Raw genomic sequence first — 18,459 nt, 5'->3', positions numbered from 1 at the left:
AATTTTCCTCAGCCTTAGTCTGTATGATCAGACACAGCAGGAAAGCGTGGGAATGCAGAAACGTATGCCGATTACAAATGTGCGGCCGTACTTTCAGAATAAAAAGTACAGATTATCTCTTAAGAATCAGCTGTCTGCTGTCGTGCACTTGCAGCTTTTCGTAAATATGTTCCAGGTGCTTGCGCACTGTTTTTTCGGAGATAAATAATTTCTCGGCGATTTGCTTCACGCGCCAGCCTTTTTGCAGGCAATCCAGCACTTCGACTTCTCTGGGTGTTAGGGAACTTACCTCGCGTAAATTCACATCATTTTTGCCGCGAAGCATGTCCAGGGCTTTGGTGGCCATTGTCGGAGAAAGCGGGGAGCCTCCTTCCAGCACTTCTGTAATGGCATTGATCAGGCGTGCGGGCTTTTCGTCTTTGAGCAGGTAGCCGGATGCGCCTGCGGTAATTGCTTCAAAAAGCCTTTGATCGTCATCGAAAACGGTCTGCATAATGATCCTGATCCCAGGATATATTCGCTTTACTTCCCGGGTGGCTTTTACGCCATCCATTTCGTCCATTTCAATATCCATTAAAAGCACATCAGGCAAGGCTTGCATGCTGAGCTTTTCCAATAAATCCTTCCCGTTACGGGCTTGCAACGTGACATCGAGGTCATCACTTAGCGATAATTTTTCTGCGAGGATCGCAGCCAGGTCGGGATTATCTTCAACTATACCTACGGTGATTGCCATGTGGGATTTTTTAACAAAGAACGGGCATGCGAACTTGTAAGTAAATACGTCAAATGACGTATTTACTTACAATACAGGCAACTCAACTCTAATGATAGTACCCTGATTATCAGAGATCAGCGAGAAGTTACCGCCCAACTCCTCCGTCCTTGTCTGCATATTGGCAAGTCCGTAGCCGCGCAGTACCTGCTCAGGATTAAAGCCTCTGCCGTCATCGGAAATAGTAAGGACAACCATCGCATTTTGAACTGATAATGAAAAGACAACCTGCTGGGCATCGGCATATTTCAGTGCGTTATTAACTGCTTCCTGCGTGATGCGGAAGATCGTGTTGGCAACTGTCGGCCCAAGTGTGAATACCTCGGAATAATTGAAGTCAGTGTGTAAATGGGGAGTTTCCCTGTCCTCCCAGACTTTGTTCAGCCAGGAAAGCGTCCGTTCGTACCATTGTTGCCCGGTAATGTGGGGTTGATTTAATATCCAAAGCGTATCGCGAAGGTTTTGATTTGTGGCGCGCGTGAAATCCCCAAGTGAAAGAAGCGGCTGCTGCTGATTGGATTTGAACGCAAGAATGTCAAGCCTGTTAATAATGTGCGTGAGTTCAGAACCAATTCCGTCGTGCAGATCTCTTGCCAGCCGAACCCTTTGCATCTGCATTTCCCGTTCATAATTCATCGCTTTTAGTTCCTCGACCTGTTGCCGTAATATGGCCTCTTCCATTGTCCTTTGTTGGCTAACGCACTGCAGTTCCAGCACTACGTTATGTTGCTCAACCACTCTTTGTCTGTAAACCCAACTGACCAGGATAACAACAATGTCAATAGCAATCGCGTACCTGAGCAAAAGCATATCAGGAATTGCTTCCTTCAGAAGACCGCTGTTTACAAATATGGTATTCAGGCAGAAGAAGGATATTAATACAAAAACACTTGCGATATGCAGCCAAACCGGTTTAAACCCTCGCTCAACCGCATCTTTTATAAACAGCAACCAACACAGAAAGTACGCAAAGGCAAGAATCAGCCCTGCATTATAACCGATGAAAAATATATAATGATTATCTGTCCACTCCCCCAAATGGACTATGAGTATGGCCCCTTCCACTGCAAGGGTAATGAATAAAGGATTGAACTTTGCAAGCCACTTCCGTCGCGATTCCTGTATGCTCAGAAACTTACCACTGAATAGCATGAAGCATCCGATGCCAATATTGATCCAGTGTCCGAGTAGTGTATTTTCATCAAGATAATCTAAGAAAGAGGGCAGAAAGAATCCCCAACCATCATTTAGCAATGCATATGCGTTGATAAAACCGACATATCCTGCAAAGTAAAGATAGGTTACATTGGAATGCTTCATTCCGAAATTGAGCAGGCTCAGTATGATTGCCATTACCATCGTACCGACAAACAATGCCCACCCCCAATTGTCTACCCTGCTGTATTCCAAAAATGACCTGGGTTTCCATACCGCGACCGGAATCTTCAATACATCCGGCGCATGTACCAACCCTTTCAGGAAAATATCATAGCTTCTATTTTTCTTAAGTGTGACGGGAAAAAGAAAATATCTATGCTTGACGGGCTGATGATCAAATCCTGACATGGTACTTATCATTTTCCTTCCAGCAGATGTATTTTCTGAAATGAATATAGTCAGCGAGTCGATAAAATGGCTTTGTACTTCAATCCATAAAGTCTGATCTGATACGCTGCGAAAAGGAAATTTTACCCAGCCATAACCACCCTGTTTCCCAAAGTTAGGAGAGTTAACTTTCAGCCAGGAAGTGCCGGGTAACTGCTGAATTTCGTAGAGATCGTGGGTACGTTCAGGATCGGAAAATTGATAAATGTGAGGAATCTTAAGCGGGGTTGCATGTAAATCGCTTTTTGATAAACATACTAATGCTAATACTAAAAAAGAGATTAACCCTACTCGTTTAGGCCTGTGATTTGACCAGAAGGATCCGGTGATCAGGCACAATATTTTTGGAGCAGTATGACAGGAGAATGTTTCAAGTAGAGGTTTTTTCACATTCAATAGTCGTTAAGCTAGAGGAGGTATATAAAGTCTTAGAATTTACACATTTAATACAATCGATTCCAAATCAGCCACATAGAAAGTTCCAAGCAGTAAATTTGAACTACTGATATCTTAGAATAATTTCGAAAAACAAATAAGTTGTTCTAGGTAAAGAAAGAAGTCCGTTGAGATTTGTAGGATTTCCGGTATTGCACCGAAACCAATTCAAATATCTATCTTGAGAACCTGCGCAGCAATACTGATTATTCAGTATTTTGTGCTGCTAATTACAAACTCCTCTATGCTGACCAACAACAAATCAATTTTTGCACTCGCTGAATTCAGGAGAATCTGGAAGTCTGACTTTATCGAATCGGAAATAGCAGAGGTTAAAGAATTTCTTCAGGATAGTCCCCTTTTAATTGAAACTTTGTCGCTCCGAAACTCTTCGCTGGCCATTATTGACCTTAGAAGAATGACCTATTTATGCTGCATCGGAGACACCGTGCCGATCTGTGGGTGGGATAAAAAGTATTTTCTGGAAGGCGGCGTTGGTTTTTTTCTTTCAAAAATGCTGCCGGCGGATCTCGAAGGTTTTAGGCAAATGTCAGAGATCACCACAAATTACGTGCGACCACTTACTGACGAAGCGATGAAATCTTTCAAATCATTTATTGATCTGCAGGTCGTGGGGGAAGATGGAAAAATCAACAGGGTGCTGCATGAAGGGGTTTCGCTTAAAAGGGATCCGGATGGGAACATCACTTTTATGCTCGCGCTGATTTCAAATATAACAAACCTGAAACGTGACAATCGCCAGCATTTACGACTTACTGACGCAACCCAGAATTTAATTTTTGAAATTAACAATACTGATAACAGCTGCCGTCAATTGGAGAAATTGAGCGAAAGAGAACTTCAAATTGCCAGGTTAACCGGCAAAAAGCTCACCAGCGAAGAAATTGCGAAAGCACTTTTCATAAGTGTACACACGGTAAATACGCACCGGCAAAATATGCTGAGGAAACTGGATATGGCTGACACGATGGAATTGCTAAATTTCCTCACGGCTTATCAGGTCATATGATCCGAAAAATTTACTTGTTCAGCAGTTTCTTTTCCGAAAGCTGCGAATTCAGATCCATATTATCAGCCGTAAGTTGCGCGTTTTGACTTTTTAAAAGCCGGTAACTTTTTCCCAGAGCTATAAGTACACTGTCTTCGTCGGTTTTGTTCAGAAATTCGTCGGTTTGTTTCAGATAGCTATCGAGCACGTTTACGAACACTTTTCTGGGATAATTCTCTTTCAACTGACCCACCCACTCGTAATAGGCTACTATGGAAGATTGTTTTACGTCGGGTGTATTCCGGATCTGCATAGATAATTCCTGCACTTCCGCCGACTTCTTTAAAAATCCGCTGAGATAGGAAGTAGTCAATGTCCGGTCCTGACGATATACATCCGGGATTTTGTGAAAAGACCAATAGGCAATCAGTATACACAAGAAACTAAATCCGGTATATATTTTCGCAAAAGACAGTATCCTCTTTTTTCTAAAAGCAATATTTTCAGCTTCCATTGTGCCTCGGTGTTACAATTTATATAGTGCTCCCTTGAGTAAAAGATTATCGGTTTTTAAGGCATCATTTTTGGCCTGTTCCACCGCGATCGCTTCCTTTATTTTCTCAGCATTGACTGACGCCGCGGATTGGGCTGATTGTGTTTTTTTCATCATTTCAATGCGGCTGCGGTAATTTGCCAGTACCAGGTTTGCTATCTGCGATGATACCGGATTGTCCCGGTGTTTTGTCAAAAATCTTTCCCTGCTTTTTTCCCAGGAAATATTCATTTGTACAGCAGTATTTACATTGCCTTTCACCCCTGATTTTTCGAATTCGCGAAAGACACTATCCAGCTCGTGCATATCAGCAATTAGGATTTCTTCCTCCGCGACTGACAGTTCGAGTGCATTATCCTCTTTGCTGTTTTTGCGTCCGGTTAAATAAAATACCAGAACGATCAGCGTGAGCAGGCTTGCTGTCGCAATGATAAAAATTTGCTTTTTACTCATGGTTCCGATGGTTTTTCAAAACTAGCCTCCGATCAAAACGGTCGGGCAGCCTGCTACAATAACGCCCCCATGGGCAGTTTGATCCCCCAGCCGTACTGCGGGCGCTCCGCCGATCAGGACCGTCGCCGAGCCGATAATTGTCGTGTCCGGCGGGCCAACGCAAGTGCACATATCGCCCATGTGTGCGGCGGGCTGGCCCCCGATCAACACGGTCGGCACGCCCGGCCCTATGATCGGCCCGCCTACGTGCGGGATTGGCGGCAACCCGGGTGTTACCATTGGGCAGGTATGCATATCCCCTAATCTTGCAGCTGGCTTTCCCATTGCGTTATCTGTTTTTACCGTATATATCCCACCCGCCCTGGTTATCAGCATAATTGAGCGGAAGCAATTTCTGACAAAAGAATTCCATAAAATCGAGGAAACGGACAATGCTGTCAAACAACAATGTGCTGTCATTATGATTGTATTCATTGACCAGCACATTGTCAATCATCGAATCAACCAGCGATTTGGATGAAGCTGAAATCTGCGTTTTAAAAATATTGGTAGTGCCGGCGATGTTGTTATGGAAATAATTAAAAAGGATAGAGGAATTCGATTCAGGAAGACAATCAAAAGAAACGCGCAGCATTCTTGCCATTTTCATAAATGCTTCGGCCATATAAACAGGCGGCAATTCTTTGACGATCAGTCTGAAATTATCTATTGAAGTAGCGCAGAAAATAAGAAGCTTTTCCATAATGCGGTGAATATCGCCGGCAATGCTGCTGCGGTTTTGCATCCCGCCTATTTTCCTGACGATCTGCATGGCCAGCTGCTGCACATTATTTAACAATGTCCCGCAACTTTCGTAATACCAAAGCAGGCTTTCGCCGTGAATATGCACAGAAGGTGGAATGTATTCGTGGTCAATCGAGAACCGCTGGCTTTCAAAACGGATCCGGCAGATCGGAAAACTGTAAGCGTCCGAAAGCATATCGTGAACGGACAACAAGTCCAGCCCGGGTTTTACGGCGACAAATGGGCGGCGCCCCAGACCGGCAGTTTCATAATCACCGATTTCAACGGTTTGAAAAGGATTTGCTTTGATTACAATGTAAAATACACCGGCCGTACCCAGCTTCATTTTGTAATCCAGCAGTGATAAGGTCAATGCAGGATGGTCTTTGGAAGCTGTCCACTCAATACGAACTCCACCGGGCGTAATTCCCCGGCAAGTAGTTACCTGAATCGTATCGCCTGTAAAAACTGGCGAAGTAAAACTTGAAGTGATCCCGTCGTTTGCGGCGAGCAGCCCGTAATTATAGCTATTGATCTGAATAGCAGCAATGTCCCGGGCGGCATCTTTAATCGCAAAATCATGGTCCACAAAGTGCTTTTGTGTGATTTTCATTCCGTCCCTCCAATTAATGAAAGGGTGCTTTATTTCAGGTAAGATCATTTTTAGTCGGAATAACTTTGTGCTAAAATGGTATCATGGTCACGAACGCTATTCTGCCTCAGACTTTTGCCGGCATCCAGGTAAATACGCTCATTGCCCGGACCTTGTTTGAACATCACCCAACCCAGCGGCCGGCCTTTATCGATGTATGCAATCGGGCTTTTCTTGTAGTCTCTGTGCCTGTTGTTGTGTGAATAAATAAAATACTGATACAGCGTCCCCAGATCCACATCTCCCGGAAATTCCACCAAATACCCTTCAAAATTTGGCTCCGCTTCATCAGGGATTTTTGTAAAATGAATATTGACCTGGATCACATTGATCGGTTCCAGTAAAGGCAATACGCGCTGGCCGTCGTAATACCACCTGCGATAGCGCAGTTGCGGAATGCTCAGCCAATATTGGTAGGATATCCAGCATAGGTAAGGGACAAGAAATGGTAAAATACCGGCCATCAGCACAGGCAGAAAAACAGCTGCTTTTTCAGATCGGAGTCCATATACGACCGCAAATCCGAATATTGCCCAGGCTGCCCAGATGCAAGTAGTCAAAAAGCCTGACTGTAAACTACCAGGCTTGAACCAGGGGAATATCCTGCTGCCCCAGCCCACTGATAAACTTCCCAGGATCAATGCAAACAGACCTAATATGATATAACCGGTAATCAGTGACGAAAAGGCGGACACCAACCCTACTCCGCCGAAAAGGAGCACGAATGCAAGAATACCCAGTGCCAGCCGAATCGGGCGGACATGCTGGATTTTCAGCAAAAAGAGAAGTACTGTCGCGACAACTGCCACCAGGAAACTGCCCGCCAGAAGATATATCACATTTACTGCCAGATTCATATTTAAATTTCTATTGATTAATATGTGCATCGATGATCTGCTGACCGATCAGAGCACCGTCGTAAATCCCAGTACCGGATATTGATCCGCTTCATCCATTGTGAAAGAAACCGATGTATCGCCTGTGCTGCCTTCTTCGCTGCTTTCCACTTTGGGAACCAGGTCAATCACCCAATCCATTTCAACCGGAACCAGCATACCGCATAAAAAATGAATCAGACGCTCGCCTTTCGATCCCGGGAAATACTTGCTCATTTGCTCGTATGACAATGGTCCGACCTGGATCCGCAGTCTTTTCCACTTCACAAAATTCTCTTCAACCAGCAGTGCATCTACCCCCATTACCATTTCTCCCATAGCAGGAAATTCATTTCGAATAGGCTCTTCGTAGCGGGTATGCTCATAATACAGCGCCACGCGGTCGGCCATTATTTTATTAAAGCACGCCTGCATGTGCAGCAAATTACCGGCTACCTGATGCGCAATAACCGTCAAATGAAACAGATTCACTTTCTGCTCTTCGGTCAACTCCAATGCGATCGCTTCCGGCCAGAATATTTGCAGGGATTCTTTTTGAAAGCGCGTATCGTCGCCTGCCAGCGCATTTTTCTCAAATTGCGCGATCTGAATTAGCTGATGGTTTAATAAACTGTCGAACGGAGAGAAAAACAGTCTTGCCTCCGTCTCCTGCTTTACTTCCTCTTCCCGAATATCGCTCCATTCATCACTGTTTTTCAGACGTCCTATCGGCCGGTGAAATAGTCTTTCCGGAAGCGTATCGTAAAAACCATCGCGCGGAATATTTGCCTTAAACCACAAATTCCCCGAGTAAGGATTTAAAATCTCATCGATCCGGCTGACATCCCGCTCGAAAAAATAGGCCGAGGACCTTCCCGGCGCCACCACCAGATCCTCCCTTTTGCAAAGCCCCGCTTCGATCAGTTCTCCAAGAATATGTTCGGCCCTCAAACGCTTTACCGGCATTTGATCGAGCAACTCCGCGAGATCACCTGTTTGCAAACCCATTTATCTGACCCCGTTAATCGTAATACTAATCGGCAGGATTCCGGACGATTGCTCTTCAAAAATGACGCTTAACCTTTTAGTCCGCTCGTCCCATTGTTCCGGCGTCAGCGGCTTTTCGATATTTGGTGTTATGGCTATTTCCAGCGCCGGCTGCAAACCTTCAAAAGGATAACTGCCCAACGAAAAGCCTTTTTTCACTTCTACCCTTTTAATCTTGTCACCTAATTCGGCAAAGCAGGCCGCCTTATAATCCTCAGAAGTAACCAGCCTGCCCCTGCTCAATATTGCCTTTTTGAACACCGGCAAAAAATCGTCGCCCTGCAATGCCCGCGTTCCACCCAGCGAAGTCGTGAGCAATACCTGGTCATCCGTAAACGCAACATTTGCCCGGTCGCGGTTCAGCTTCATCCCGAAAGCTATATTGTTCGCCTCTTCTGCCCTGGTCGACCAGTATCGCAGCGTAATCCTGCCACTTTTCTCGGCAGTTTTGGTAGACAGGAACCAGTTTGGAATATTATCCTTGATCAGCACATTCGTGATCCGTTCCAGTCTTTTCCGTATCTCTTCCACATCTGTATCGATCTCACTTTGCCCAATGGCTTTGAATACTGCACTTTCGTCCCGCAGCAAGTCTACCATGTAGGCAAGCATATCGGTAGCATCCCGCTCGTCGAACCGCGAAACACCTCTTTGCCTGAGCAGATATTGGTTAGCATGATCCCTATTGAATTGCTGCACATTCGTGAGCATTGCCCCGGAAGGCGATTCCACTTCCCGGATACCAAGAAACTGCTCCCCTTGCTCTACGCGGACCGGAAAAACATTAAACAAAGGCTTCAATTCATAAGCCTGCGAGATCAAACGGCGGTTCATGACCGGAACTGCATTCAGATCAATCACGATGCGTGAAACTGCTTCCGGTGTAATGCTGCCGGGAAATTTGATTTTGACCCAAAAAAGATCCGTCAGGAAGTATTTTGCCAAATCCTCCGGACTCAGCAGCTTCGCGATCTCACCCGGATACTTGATTTTTACAAGCTTGACATGCTCATCAGATACATTCTCACTGTTGATACTGAAAAAATTGTTTCGGTAATAGCGTGCAACCATCCGCTCGTGTGTCTCCACCGCATAAGCATCCGCGCCCATCAGATTGTCAGACTTGCTGCTGACCAGCCCGGGTGTTACCTTCAATTCGTCCGTTCCCGAAAATATCCTTAATCCGGACAACCGGTCGAGGTTCAGAAACCGGTTGGGATCATTCCGCCAGTCGAAAAAGAGGGGCAGGTTATGAAATTCGGATACATCTTCATCCAGGCTGATCCCCACCCAGGCTTCATCCAGCGGCAGGGATTCATTCATGAAATTTTCCTTTGGCGAGCTGCCCATTTCCCTGATCCGGCTCTGGATGATCAGCGTATTGAGCTTTGCTTTATACAGCTCATAATGTCCGGCGGGATTGAAGAAAATCTCTTTGCCCATCACACTGCAATTAAAAGTATGGTCCGGCGTGACCTCAAATACGGGATCGACGATTCCTACCTTCATCACCGCATGCGCAGGCTGCGGGCCCGTTAATACCTCGGGAGTAAGCAAGCTTGCCAACCTGGACACAATGCGACCGGCGGCATTATCGAGTTCGTGGTAAACACCTTCGATACCGGTTGCAAATGCGCCAAGCAACATGCCTACCAAAGGATCAAACCCCTCGACAGCCAGTTCACTTTCATCATATTGCCACAAACGCGCAATTTCCCGGACCATTTCGTTCCGGATATTTTCACGCGTTTTATATCTCTTCGGATCGGTATACATACCACTTTTCAGGAATATCTTACAAGCCTGAACTTCATATCGTCCAGCTTTTCGAGCGTTTGTACGAGCGTACTGCTAATGGTAATCGTGATATACCGGCAGATCCGGGGCGTACCTCCCTCCATGACCTCCTGTACATCGTTGATGTCGACATTTATATTATTGACGCTGATCCTCTTTTCAAATTTTTGCAGATACTCCGAAACCGTCCGCCGGAGCTGGTCTTTACTTGGCGTATCGCTGAGTTGCCGGAAATCATAGTGGTGTACAATGCATCCATATTGCTGATCGAAGTAATATTTTTTAGGTTCGGTTGCTAGATATAATGCGATATTCTGATGGATGGATTCACTGACATTGATCTTCTGGATCAGCGTATCTTCAATCAGATATTCCACGAATTCACGAAACAACATCTGCTGGCGAAGCTCGCGAAAACTGTCGCATTTGACTGCTTTCATCAGTTTCTTCATCACCTGGTATTCTTCCAGATTTTTCCCGTCGCCGAATCTCCTGACCACCTCATCATAGGACCCCAGAAGTTTGACCGTTTCTACAAAGCTTCTCTCGGTACCCTGCCTTTTCATCAGCGCGCCGAAAGAGGGAGGTACGGGGTAAAAGTCTTCAGCCATTTTGAAACAACATTAATTGATTTTTACCACCCCACCCTTCAAACTGGCCGCGCCGCCGCCGTCCAGATCCAGGCTAGCCGAAGCCTTGAACGTACCGGAAACTGACGCCTTGATATCCATGCTCGAACCTGCGCTAATCTCAGTACCCTGGTCGCTCTTGATCTGGGTTTTACCGGCTTTCACATTGAGTTCTTCGCTGGCTTCTATTTTTATTTTCGGGGCTTTCATTTCAATGCCTTTTTCTGCCTCAATGAAAATAGTGCCCTGACTTTTTATCCGGATACTCTTATCGCCTTCCAGCGAAAGCTCGATCTCGTTTTTACTGTCTTTATTGTAAATGTGTATTTTCTCTTTTCCTTCAGTATCGTCGATGATAATGTGGTTACCAGATCTTGTGATGATCCCTTTGATATTATTCTCCGCATTAAATAAATCTTTCCCAGGCAAAACCTGCCCGTGGTACATGCTGCCGGTGACAAACGGAATATCCGGGTTGCCGAACTCAAAATCAACAAAAACCACCTCTCCGACTTCGGGGATAAAATATACACCCTGCTCTTTCCCGGCCATCGAGTTCACCACCCTGATCCAGGGCGTCTTTTCATTATCGTCTTTTTGCCAGGGAAACTGAACTTTCACGCGGCCCATGCTTTTTTCGTCATCTACTTGCATGACCACGGCTGCCTGCGGCTCGGCATTGGGTTGGATAATGCGATAATCCACCGGAGCAAAATCGGTATTATTGGGCAGCGCCTCAAAATTGCATTGATACACCCCTCTGGTATCCAGGTAGTGGCTAAGCTTGGTGACCACAAAAACCCCGTAATCAATTACTTCCGATTTGTTTTCAGCATTGATAAAAGTATCAGTCACCTTCACTGTCCCCCCCAGCTTGATCTGCATTTCGGGCGTGCGTCCTGTCAGCACAGCTAACTTATTGGCTTGTTCACTTTTTTTAAGCCTTACCACTTTTGCCAACGGGGCGGTGTCCTGAAAATTCTGATATCCTATCTCGATCAGTTCGTCTTGAAACAGCTTTTGCGACTTTTCCAACCCTATTTGCGCATAGGAGCCCAGCCCCGCTACGCTTTCCTTGGAAGAAGGGGCTTGGTAGGTTTTATCTGTAAAATAGTCGTAATAAAATCCTTTCAGATTCAAGGGTGTAGCGCGTAAACTGTATTGCATATCGAAGATATTCTCTCCATGTTTCAACGCAACCTCCCCGTCTGGCCCCTTTTTATTTTTGCCGAAAATAAAATTTTCTCCATCGTATAACATCCATTCACCATAATCCTCAGCCAGCCGTTGCAGAAAGTGAAAGTTATCCTCTTCGTATTGCGTTACAAATGGAATAGCAGTACCATAAGTCGCACCGATTTTCTTTGACATACTGCCAAAAGGACTCAGCACCTTATTGACAATAGCATCTAGGTTCTTCTCCGTAAAAGACCGGGTTGTCCGTCCGGCACTCAGAAGTGCCGTCGGACTCAACCCGGAAATAATAATGGTATTGGAAGAACTCGTGCCTTTACTCAACCGGACAGAGGACACAAAACCCTTAAAATTCAATTTCTGCTTCTCGCTGATACTTCCATCCTTCTGCTTTTCGCCTTGTTTGAGGATAATAACAACCTCTTCTCCAACCATTTGCTCCGCCAGCTTTTTAATATCAACCTTCAAAGACTTTTCAGGCAGCATATCCGGAGAAATGCTGACCTCAAAACTATGGTGATTATCAAACGGCTGGTTAATGGAAATGCTGCTGATCCGTTTGATGACCAAACTTTTGATGGTGACTTCGACGGAGGCTAGGAGCTGGGTGGTTGAGGGCATGAGCGAAGATTTTCAATATAGATATTCCCTGTCTACTCGGGTGTAAATGCCGCCACTATCATTTGCAATTACCAATAACAAAATATTACAGAAGGGCTCTCAAGACTTCCCAAGAGCCCTTGATACACAATTTTAATCCCGTTTCAATATCAGTTTTTGCCCGTCTACATTAAGATAACGCGCCGCAATTGTAAAAGATTGGGTTCCCGCGTTGTCACCCCCTAAACTGAAAGTTTCACTGAAATTCACCACCGCAGAATCTGTAAATTCTATTTTTCTAACAGATTGCCCCTTTTGATCAAAGAATTCAAGATTGCCTTTTATGGAATCATGATGCGGTAAAAGCATTAATTCGATAATCTTCGCGTTGTCTCCCGCCTTATCGCCCTTCCGAGTAGCTACAGTGACATCGATATTGCCTCCAAATATCTCAGATGTCGTCTCATTAGTGAGAGGATTTACTTGTTGATGGAAGGAATATGAGCAATGTAATACCTCATACTTCTTTTGATCAATCTCAAGAGTTGATTTATGCGCCATTTTGACAATTGTTTAGTTATTGGTTTAACACTGACTTTTATTCTTTTACATCTGAATCCCAATTTCCTTTGGTGCCTGTTAGGCTAATATTAAATACCTTGGCAGGGAAAAATGGTCTCAATTCAACATTTATTGCAATGTGGGTAGGATTGACAGGATCACGCGTTACCTGTAACTTTCTGTAATCTTCAATGATCTTGCCCGGTCCCTGTATCTTACTCAAGAAGCGTGAAATTTGTTGCTGGATATCTTGCAGCATTTGATTATCGACGTTCTCGAAAGTACGGCGATTTAAAAAATCCTGCATCACTTTTCCGATCCAATCAAACACACGTACTACACTATACGTCTGCAAGCCTACATTATCTCCATCAAAGAGGGTTCTTGATGATTGTGGTATAACCTTACCCCATTCGTAGATTAGCGGGATGAGCCCTCTGTTTTCCAATTCGGCCACCTCATTCTTCCTCATCATGAACCGTGTACCACTTGCCATTTTAAGCTTTCCATGCGAAAGGCCAGCAGCGGGCTGAGCTATGTTTCCTGACCAGAGAAGTCCAGCTAGTGCCATTGATGGAGACACATACAAATGCTCAGTTTCCCCGATCTCAGTATAGGATTCTCGTCCCACAATCCAGTTGCAAGGCATCATAACATTGGCTTTATGTGGGTCAGAACCGGTTAACTTATCCTTGTCAAACGCTTTTTCTACACTTTCTGCACTTTCTAGATGACGGTAGTCCGTTAAAAGCATTACCCTATTTTTATGCGCAAGTTCTGCCCACTTATCAACAGTAGTGTTCTTCTTAAGCCAGCCTGGTATGATCATCAATGAATAATTCTTTTCCAGGTCAAATCGATCGTAATTGTCACGAAGTTCTTTTTGTACCTGCGCAAAGATTCCAGATTGATTACTGAAATTGTCGCTATCACTAGTCATGTCATTACCAGCATCAAACAGCGTAAGGTTTTTTACCTTTTCTTCCGCTGTATTTTCAAAAAACAAAGCTAGCGATCGATAAGATGCTTCCAACTCAGCAGTTTGATCAAGACAAGAGAGTAAGTTACTCTTAAGCGTCTGACTAGCGGATGCTGCTTTGCCCTCCGCGTCCGCTATCATATCTGCAGGGTTTTCATAGCTGGTCACTAAGTCAAGAATATTCTGCAAGCGCTTCTTTAGCTTCTTCCGATCCGATTTGTTCTCCTCCTCTTCCAAAAACATAGCCTTTCGAGCCTTCTTAGTCGGGTCCATGTTGTCGGTCCCGTCTACAATAGTTTTGATAAAGTCAAAACCGCCAAATTTCGATAGCAACGGAATGGTTTGGCTGAGGGAACGTGGCAACGCCTTCTCCTTCACAAGTTCCTTCTCTGTGGATAGGGGGGCTTGTTCATCTTGTACCATAGTAATAATTTGTTTGAAATTAATGGAATCCTATTCGTCGTCAGCGTTGTCAAGCTCCGCTACAATGGCCTCGAGTGCTTCTATGAATGCCGCCTTGCCAACAGGGTCAGCTAGCAATTTTTGAAAAACTTTATTTGTGGCTAGTCGCTTGACGATCGTCTGATAATCATCTTCCTTACTCTTCAAATCTTGTAAAAACGTGCTTTGCTCAATCATCCCTTTCACCGTAAACGCACTCACATTTGAGAAGTGCAGAGTCTCGCCAACCTCTTCGCCTAGCTCGGTAGTATGAGTAACCTGAAGTTTGGGTTGAAAGTGATCAAAAGCATCCTGTAATTTCTGAATCCCTTCGACAGGTTTTTGACTTTCAGAGTCGATTGTGAATTTATTGATAATCGCTGTTCGATTGTCGTGAAGCAATTTAATTGCTGCATTTGTGCCTTCATCGATGATGACACCGCCAAGTTGGGGTTTTTCCGTTGCCATTTTGTTAATTTTAGACGTAGACTTTCATTGGGTTATAGTTGAGATCCATGACTCGCCGGAGTCGGTTCCCATACTCATTATCTTTGGCCTGCCAGGGCACAAACTGATTAATGCTACACAAAGGGATGCTCGGCCCGGCGCTAGTCGCCGCATTTCGAATTACTTGATCCGCCATCCTTGATTCATTCCAAAACCTTTTTATCTGGATCATCCGATTGTATTTGTGTTCTTCGGATAAAGTAAAATCAGTGAAACCAGCCAGTACTTTTAGTTCCTCATCTGATAAAATTAACGGCATTGCATTGCAATAATGATCATTCGAAATTGGGTTAGCGTAAGGATTTACGAAAAATCCTGGATCGCCTCCTATTCCTCCATGAGATGTATCAAACCTGAATAACTCACCAGATTTCAAAATTAAAGAGTTAAACATAAGAGGTCTTGAAACTTTATGGATGGATCCAAATACCTCTGACAACTTACCAGGATTATCTCGAACAACGTTCACCACGTGATCCACATAGGGTGTGGTTAAATCACAATCTAAGCCACCTGCGCTATCCACAGGGTCGTATAAGCCCATAAAATTTATTCTTACCGGATATCTTAAGTTGGTCTCCTTGTCTAACTGGTGCTTACTTTTATTGATTGAAACTTCTTCATAACTTCTATTCTGGTAGTTGCGGCGATCGAACGTTAATGTGTGGCTCCTTAAATACTCTGCAATTTTCATTACTACAAAGCCTCCTCTACTGTGGCCGACCAAATTAAGTTTGATGTTTTCCTGCGATATTCCAGTACGAATAAGGTTATTCATTTCTTGAATAATCCACGATAATCCTTCTTGAATAAGAACATATGTGTCAGTGCCAAATGTGCCAGGGCCATCTTTATACTTCCGTCTCCATCCACCAAAATCGTTATAAAAGCGGAGAACATGGCTATTCTGACCATGTTTATCCCGCCATTCTGCTGAATTTGTTCCGTCAACCGCTAATAAAAGATGCCTAATTGACGTATTTGCCGATTTAACCACCGTCATTTTTATAAATAGTTTAAAATGTCTCCCAATCAAACTCCCCACTTTCCCCCACCTTCAATCTCACCTCCGAACCCTTCCCGATCTCCCCCGAAACGATCATCCTTGAAAGCGGCCGTCTCAACCTGTTGCGGATTACGCCCCGGATCGGGCGGGCGCCGTATTTGGGGGTGAAGCCTTCCAGTGCCAGTGCTTTGACGGCCTCCTCGTCTAGGTGCAAGGTGATACCTTGTTTTTCCAGGAGTGCCAGTAAAGGTTTTACCTGGATTTTGAAAATGTCGATGACTGCCTGTTCCGTGATCGGGCTGAATGGGATGATTTCGGTTAATCTACCCAAAAACTCGGGACGAAAATGGCGGGTCATCAAATCTAACAGATCATTAGAGGCCGGGATTTTGCCCTGACCAAATTGCTCTACGATCCAGTCTGCGCCAATGTTGGAGGTAAAAAGGATGATCGCGTTTGAAAAATCTCCTTCCCTGCCCAGCCTGTCATGCAATGTTCCCTCATCGAGAATTTGCAAAAAGAGGTCGAATACCGAAGGGTGTGCTTTTTCAATTTCATCGAACAAAACGATTGCAAAAGGCTGCTCCTTGATCTTCGTAACCAGTAATCCGCCTTCTTCATATCCCACATATCCCGGAGGCGCGCCGTACAAAACCGCTGCGGAATGCTCTTCCTTAAACTCCGACATATCAAACCGGATCAGCGCTTTTTCGTCATTGAAAAGGAAGTCAGCCATTGTTTTGGCTAGCTCGGTCTTACCTGTTCCGGTGGGACCCGAGAAGAAAAACGACCCGATCGGTTGCCCGGCCCTGCTTAGTCCGGAACGATTTTCAAGAATAGCATCAGAAATCACCTTGATCGCATGATCCTGCCCCACAACCCGCTTTTTTAAATGATCATCAAGCTGCATCAATTTCTCCCGCTCCTTCGACTGTATCTTACCAAGCGGAATACCTGTTTTATGTGCTACGACGGCCGCTACGTCACTTTTTTCTACCGACTCCTTCGTCTGCCCGCTCAAAGTTTCGAGCTGAACAAGCAGTTCGGTCAGGTAATCTGCTATGCTTTCCGGCAGCTCCATTTGAGCAGTTTCCGGCTGTTCTTCCAGCTGCCCGAGCAAGACAGGGCTCAGCCGGTCTTTGAGCTGGCTTTCAAACCACAACAGCTCCTGTCTGAATAGCATCGGATCGCCGCTTGCGTGTATGTCTAGGAGTGCGTTTAACTCGTTTCGAAGGAATTCAATCTCTCGCTGCGACGTCTCCGTCATCAGCTTCATTGCCGCCATTGTCCTGTCGATCAGATCAATAGCTGCATCTGGCAGTCGACGGTCTTTGATATATCTTCTGGCTAGCCTAACCGTTTCGGCGACAGTCCCGTCGGCAACTTTAATCTGGTGGTGGTTTTCAAAAAGCGAAACCACTTTCCCGATCATACGGGTTGCGGTAACTTCATTGGGTTCTTCCACTTTCACCAGTTCAAACCGGCGTGCAAACGCTTCGTCGGGCTCCATAAACTTTCTGAACTCGTCGAGCGTGGTCGCCCCGATCACGGTCAGCTCGCCTCTTGCGAGTTCCGGTTTCAGCAAATTGGCCAGCCCCATCGCGCCGCTTTTCGGGTCCATCAGGAAGTGGATTTCATCAATAAAGAGGAGGGCGCGGTCATATTGTTTAATCTCGGCAATGATATTTTTGAGCCGGTCTTCAATTTCTCCTTTATACGATGCGCCTGCGATGAGCGCACCCATATCGAGCTGAAACAGGGTTGCGTTCTGCAAATGTCCGGGCACTTGTTCCGCAACAATTAACTGCGCCAGGCCTTCTACCAAAGCCGTCTTGCCCACACCCGGCTCCCCTACTATAATTACGTTCGGCTTGGTGCGCCGGCCCAGAATCTCAACCGTCATTCGGGTTTCTTTGTCCCGGCCAATGATCGGATCGAGCTTGCCTTCACGGGCGATCGCAGTTTTATCAACACAAAATTTTAAAAGCGCCTGTGAGGCTGTGCTGCCACCGGCAGAATGAGACGTTTTGCCTCCGCCTGTCGGAGCGAACGGATTGACTGCAATTTGAACGCTTGTTTCAGCTAATGCATTTTCAAGTAATGTCGTTTCAGAAACTGGAAATGATTTGAGCTGATCTTTTTGAAAAGCCACGCCCGGCCTGGCAATTGCAATTAAAACTGCCAAATGCGAAACCTCTTCCTCGCCCAGCTTCATTCTAATAATATCTGCAACTTCAAAAGCCGCCTGCACCTGCGCGTCGCCGCGTGGCTCACCTTCTATGCGTGCGGATTTCGGGTATTTTTCAATGCGAATGTCGGCCCAATCCCTGAGGTAATGCACATCCACTTCCCAGGTTGCCAGCAAACTGGCCAAGCCGACATCATTATGCAACAAGCCTTTCAGCAAATGCCCCGGAGAAAATGCAGCATGCTGATTTTCCCTGGCGATTGATTGCGCTATTTTTATTGCCCTTTTGAGTGTCTCTGAAAAAATGGGGAACATAAATTCGCAGCCTGAATTTTGAATAAAAAAATTAGCTTAAAAAAAACTCTTGCTA

General features: G+C 45.3%; 17 protein-coding genes. 1 reads left to right on the top strand and 16 read right to left on the bottom strand.

Annotation, left to right across the window (positions count from 1 at the left end; genetic code table 11):
* Nucleotides 1-112: 112 nt before the first annotated feature.
* Both LZG94_RS04125 and LZG94_RS04120 read right to left on the bottom strand, forming a co-directional pair.
* Nucleotides 113-736: a response regulator transcription factor gene (locus tag LZG94_RS04125; protein ID WP_233790672.1), complete on the bottom strand. Its 624-nt coding sequence runs from the start codon at nucleotides 734-736 to the stop codon at nucleotides 113-115.
* A 66-nt stretch (nucleotides 737-802) separates the two neighbouring features.
* Nucleotides 803-2,770, bottom strand: coding sequence for a 7TM-DISM domain-containing protein (locus tag LZG94_RS04120; protein ID WP_233791116.1), 1,968 nt, complete (start codon nucleotides 2,768-2,770; stop codon nucleotides 803-805).
* A 289-nt stretch (nucleotides 2,771-3,059) separates the two neighbouring features.
* On the opposite strand from LZG94_RS04120, the gene LZG94_RS04115 reads away from it, so the two are divergent.
* Nucleotides 3,060-3,845, top strand: coding sequence for a LuxR C-terminal-related transcriptional regulator (locus tag LZG94_RS04115; RefSeq protein ID WP_233790671.1), 786 nt, complete (start codon nucleotides 3,060-3,062; stop codon nucleotides 3,843-3,845).
* Between the two features lie 10 nt (nucleotides 3,846-3,855).
* On the opposite strand, the gene LZG94_RS04110 is transcribed toward LZG94_RS04115, so the two are convergent.
* The 14 genes from LZG94_RS04110 to LZG94_RS04045 all read right to left on the bottom strand — a co-directional run bounded on the left by LZG94_RS04110 (nucleotide 3,856) and on the right by LZG94_RS04045 (nucleotide 18,404).
* Nucleotides 3,856-4,338: a hypothetical protein gene (locus tag LZG94_RS04110; RefSeq protein WP_233790670.1), complete on the bottom strand. Its 483-nt coding sequence runs from the start codon at nucleotides 4,336-4,338 to the stop codon at nucleotides 3,856-3,858.
* A 12-nt stretch (nucleotides 4,339-4,350) separates the two neighbouring features.
* Nucleotides 4,351-4,830 (bottom strand): hypothetical protein, encoded by a 480-nt coding sequence (locus tag LZG94_RS04105; RefSeq protein ID WP_233790669.1) that lies wholly within the window; start codon nucleotides 4,828-4,830, stop codon nucleotides 4,351-4,353.
* A gap of 21 nt (nucleotides 4,831-4,851) precedes the next feature.
* Complete coding sequence (locus tag LZG94_RS04100) at nucleotides 4,852-5,154, bottom strand: PAAR domain-containing protein (protein ID WP_233790668.1); 303 nt, start codon at nucleotides 5,152-5,154, stop codon at nucleotides 4,852-4,854.
* Between the two features lie 4 nt (nucleotides 5,155-5,158).
* Entirely contained in the window at nucleotides 5,159-6,226 is a 1,068-nt protein-coding gene (locus LZG94_RS04095; protein WP_233790667.1) for a hypothetical protein, read from the bottom strand.
* Between the two features lie 50 nt (nucleotides 6,227-6,276).
* Complete coding sequence (locus LZG94_RS04090; protein WP_233790666.1) at nucleotides 6,277-7,122, bottom strand: TssN family type VI secretion system protein; 846 nt, start codon at nucleotides 7,120-7,122, stop codon at nucleotides 6,277-6,279.
* A gap of 48 nt (nucleotides 7,123-7,170) precedes the next feature.
* Complete coding sequence (locus LZG94_RS04085; RefSeq protein WP_233790665.1) at nucleotides 7,171-8,148, bottom strand: hypothetical protein; 978 nt, start codon at nucleotides 8,146-8,148, stop codon at nucleotides 7,171-7,173.
* Nucleotides 8,149-9,963 (bottom strand): type VI secretion system baseplate subunit TssF, encoded by a 1,815-nt coding sequence (locus LZG94_RS04080; RefSeq protein WP_233790664.1) that lies wholly within the window; start codon nucleotides 9,961-9,963, stop codon nucleotides 8,149-8,151.
* A gap of 8 nt (nucleotides 9,964-9,971) precedes the next feature.
* Nucleotides 9,972-10,595 (bottom strand): GPW/gp25 family protein, encoded by a 624-nt coding sequence (locus tag LZG94_RS04075; RefSeq protein ID WP_233790663.1) that lies wholly within the window; start codon nucleotides 10,593-10,595, stop codon nucleotides 9,972-9,974.
* Between the two features lie 12 nt (nucleotides 10,596-10,607).
* The gene (locus LZG94_RS04070) at nucleotides 10,608-12,428 is read right to left on the bottom strand and encodes a type VI secretion system Vgr family protein (protein WP_233790662.1); all 1,821 of its coding nucleotides are present in this window, start codon (nucleotides 12,426-12,428) and stop codon (nucleotides 10,608-10,610) included.
* A gap of 132 nt (nucleotides 12,429-12,560) precedes the next feature.
* Entirely contained in the window at nucleotides 12,561-12,968 is a 408-nt protein-coding gene (gene tssD / locus LZG94_RS04065; RefSeq protein WP_233790661.1) for a type VI secretion system tube protein TssD, read from the bottom strand.
* Nucleotides 12,969-13,005: 37 nt separating this feature from the next.
* A complete protein-coding gene (locus tag LZG94_RS04060) occupies nucleotides 13,006-14,370 on the bottom strand; it encodes a DUF5458 family protein (RefSeq protein ID WP_233790660.1) in 1,365 nt (454 codons plus the stop codon).
* Nucleotides 14,371-14,400: 30 nt separating this feature from the next.
* Nucleotides 14,401-14,856: a hypothetical protein gene (locus LZG94_RS04055; protein WP_233790659.1), complete on the bottom strand. Its 456-nt coding sequence runs from the start codon at nucleotides 14,854-14,856 to the stop codon at nucleotides 14,401-14,403.
* Nucleotides 14,857-14,866: 10 nt separating this feature from the next.
* Nucleotides 14,867-15,898, bottom strand: a complete 1,032-nt coding sequence (locus LZG94_RS04050; RefSeq protein WP_233790658.1) for a phospholipase effector Tle1 domain-containing protein — start codon at nucleotides 15,896-15,898, stop codon at nucleotides 14,867-14,869.
* Between the two features lie 13 nt (nucleotides 15,899-15,911).
* Nucleotides 15,912-18,404, bottom strand: a complete 2,493-nt coding sequence (locus tag LZG94_RS04045; RefSeq protein ID WP_233790657.1) for an ATP-dependent Clp protease ATP-binding subunit — start codon at nucleotides 18,402-18,404, stop codon at nucleotides 15,912-15,914.
* Nucleotides 18,405-18,459 lie beyond the last annotated feature (55 nt).

Origin of the sequence: Dyadobacter sp. CY343 (assembly GCF_021390335.1) — a bacterium.
In the GTDB taxonomy this organism is placed as follows: domain Bacteria; phylum Bacteroidota; class Bacteroidia; order Cytophagales; family Spirosomataceae; genus Dyadobacter.
The sequence above is the reverse complement of the archived record's forward strand: the minus strand, read 5'-3'. Positions and strand labels throughout refer to the sequence as shown.

Excerpts from the sequence above, each read along its gene's own strand:
- LZG94_RS04075 (WP_233790663.1), bottom strand. The coding sequence starts at position 10,595 with ATGGCTGAAGACTTTTACCCCGTACCTCCCTCTTTCGGCGCGCTGATG.
- LZG94_RS04115 (WP_233790671.1), top strand. The coding sequence starts at position 3,060 with ATGCTGACCAACAACAAATCAATTTTTGCACTCGCTGAATTCAGGAGA.
- LZG94_RS04110 (WP_233790670.1), bottom strand. The coding sequence starts at position 4,338 with ATGGAAGCTGAAAATATTGCTTTTAGAAAAAAGAGGATACTGTCTTTT.
- LZG94_RS04090 (WP_233790666.1), bottom strand. The coding sequence starts at position 7,122 with ATGAATCTGGCAGTAAATGTGATATATCTTCTGGCGGGCAGTTTCCTG.
- LZG94_RS04085 (WP_233790665.1), bottom strand. The coding sequence starts at position 8,148 with ATGGGTTTGCAAACAGGTGATCTCGCGGAGTTGCTCGATCAAATGCCG.
- LZG94_RS04125 (WP_233790672.1), bottom strand. The coding sequence starts at position 736 with ATGGCAATCACCGTAGGTATAGTTGAAGATAATCCCGACCTGGCTGCG.
- LZG94_RS04050 (WP_233790658.1), bottom strand. The coding sequence starts at position 15,898 with ATGACGGTGGTTAAATCGGCAAATACGTCAATTAGGCATCTTTTATTA.
- LZG94_RS04100 (WP_233790668.1), bottom strand. The coding sequence starts at position 5,154 with ATGGGAAAGCCAGCTGCAAGATTAGGGGATATGCATACCTGCCCAATG.
- LZG94_RS04095 (WP_233790667.1), bottom strand. The coding sequence starts at position 6,226 with ATGAAAATCACACAAAAGCACTTTGTGGACCATGATTTTGCGATTAAA.
- tssD (WP_233790661.1), bottom strand. The coding sequence starts at position 12,968 with ATGGCGCATAAATCAACTCTTGAGATTGATCAAAAGAAGTATGAGGTA.
- LZG94_RS04045 (WP_233790657.1), bottom strand. The coding sequence starts at position 18,404 with ATGTTCCCCATTTTTTCAGAGACACTCAAAAGGGCAATAAAAATAGCG.
- LZG94_RS04105 (WP_233790669.1), bottom strand. The coding sequence starts at position 4,830 with ATGAGTAAAAAGCAAATTTTTATCATTGCGACAGCAAGCCTGCTCACG.
- LZG94_RS04080 (WP_233790664.1), bottom strand. The coding sequence starts at position 9,963 with ATGTATACCGATCCGAAGAGATATAAAACGCGTGAAAATATCCGGAAC.
- LZG94_RS04055 (WP_233790659.1), bottom strand. The coding sequence starts at position 14,856 with ATGGCAACGGAAAAACCCCAACTTGGCGGTGTCATCATCGATGAAGGC.
- LZG94_RS04070 (WP_233790662.1), bottom strand. The coding sequence starts at position 12,428 with ATGCCCTCAACCACCCAGCTCCTAGCCTCCGTCGAAGTCACCATCAAA.
- LZG94_RS04060 (WP_233790660.1), bottom strand. The coding sequence starts at position 14,370 with ATGGTACAAGATGAACAAGCCCCCCTATCCACAGAGAAGGAACTTGTG.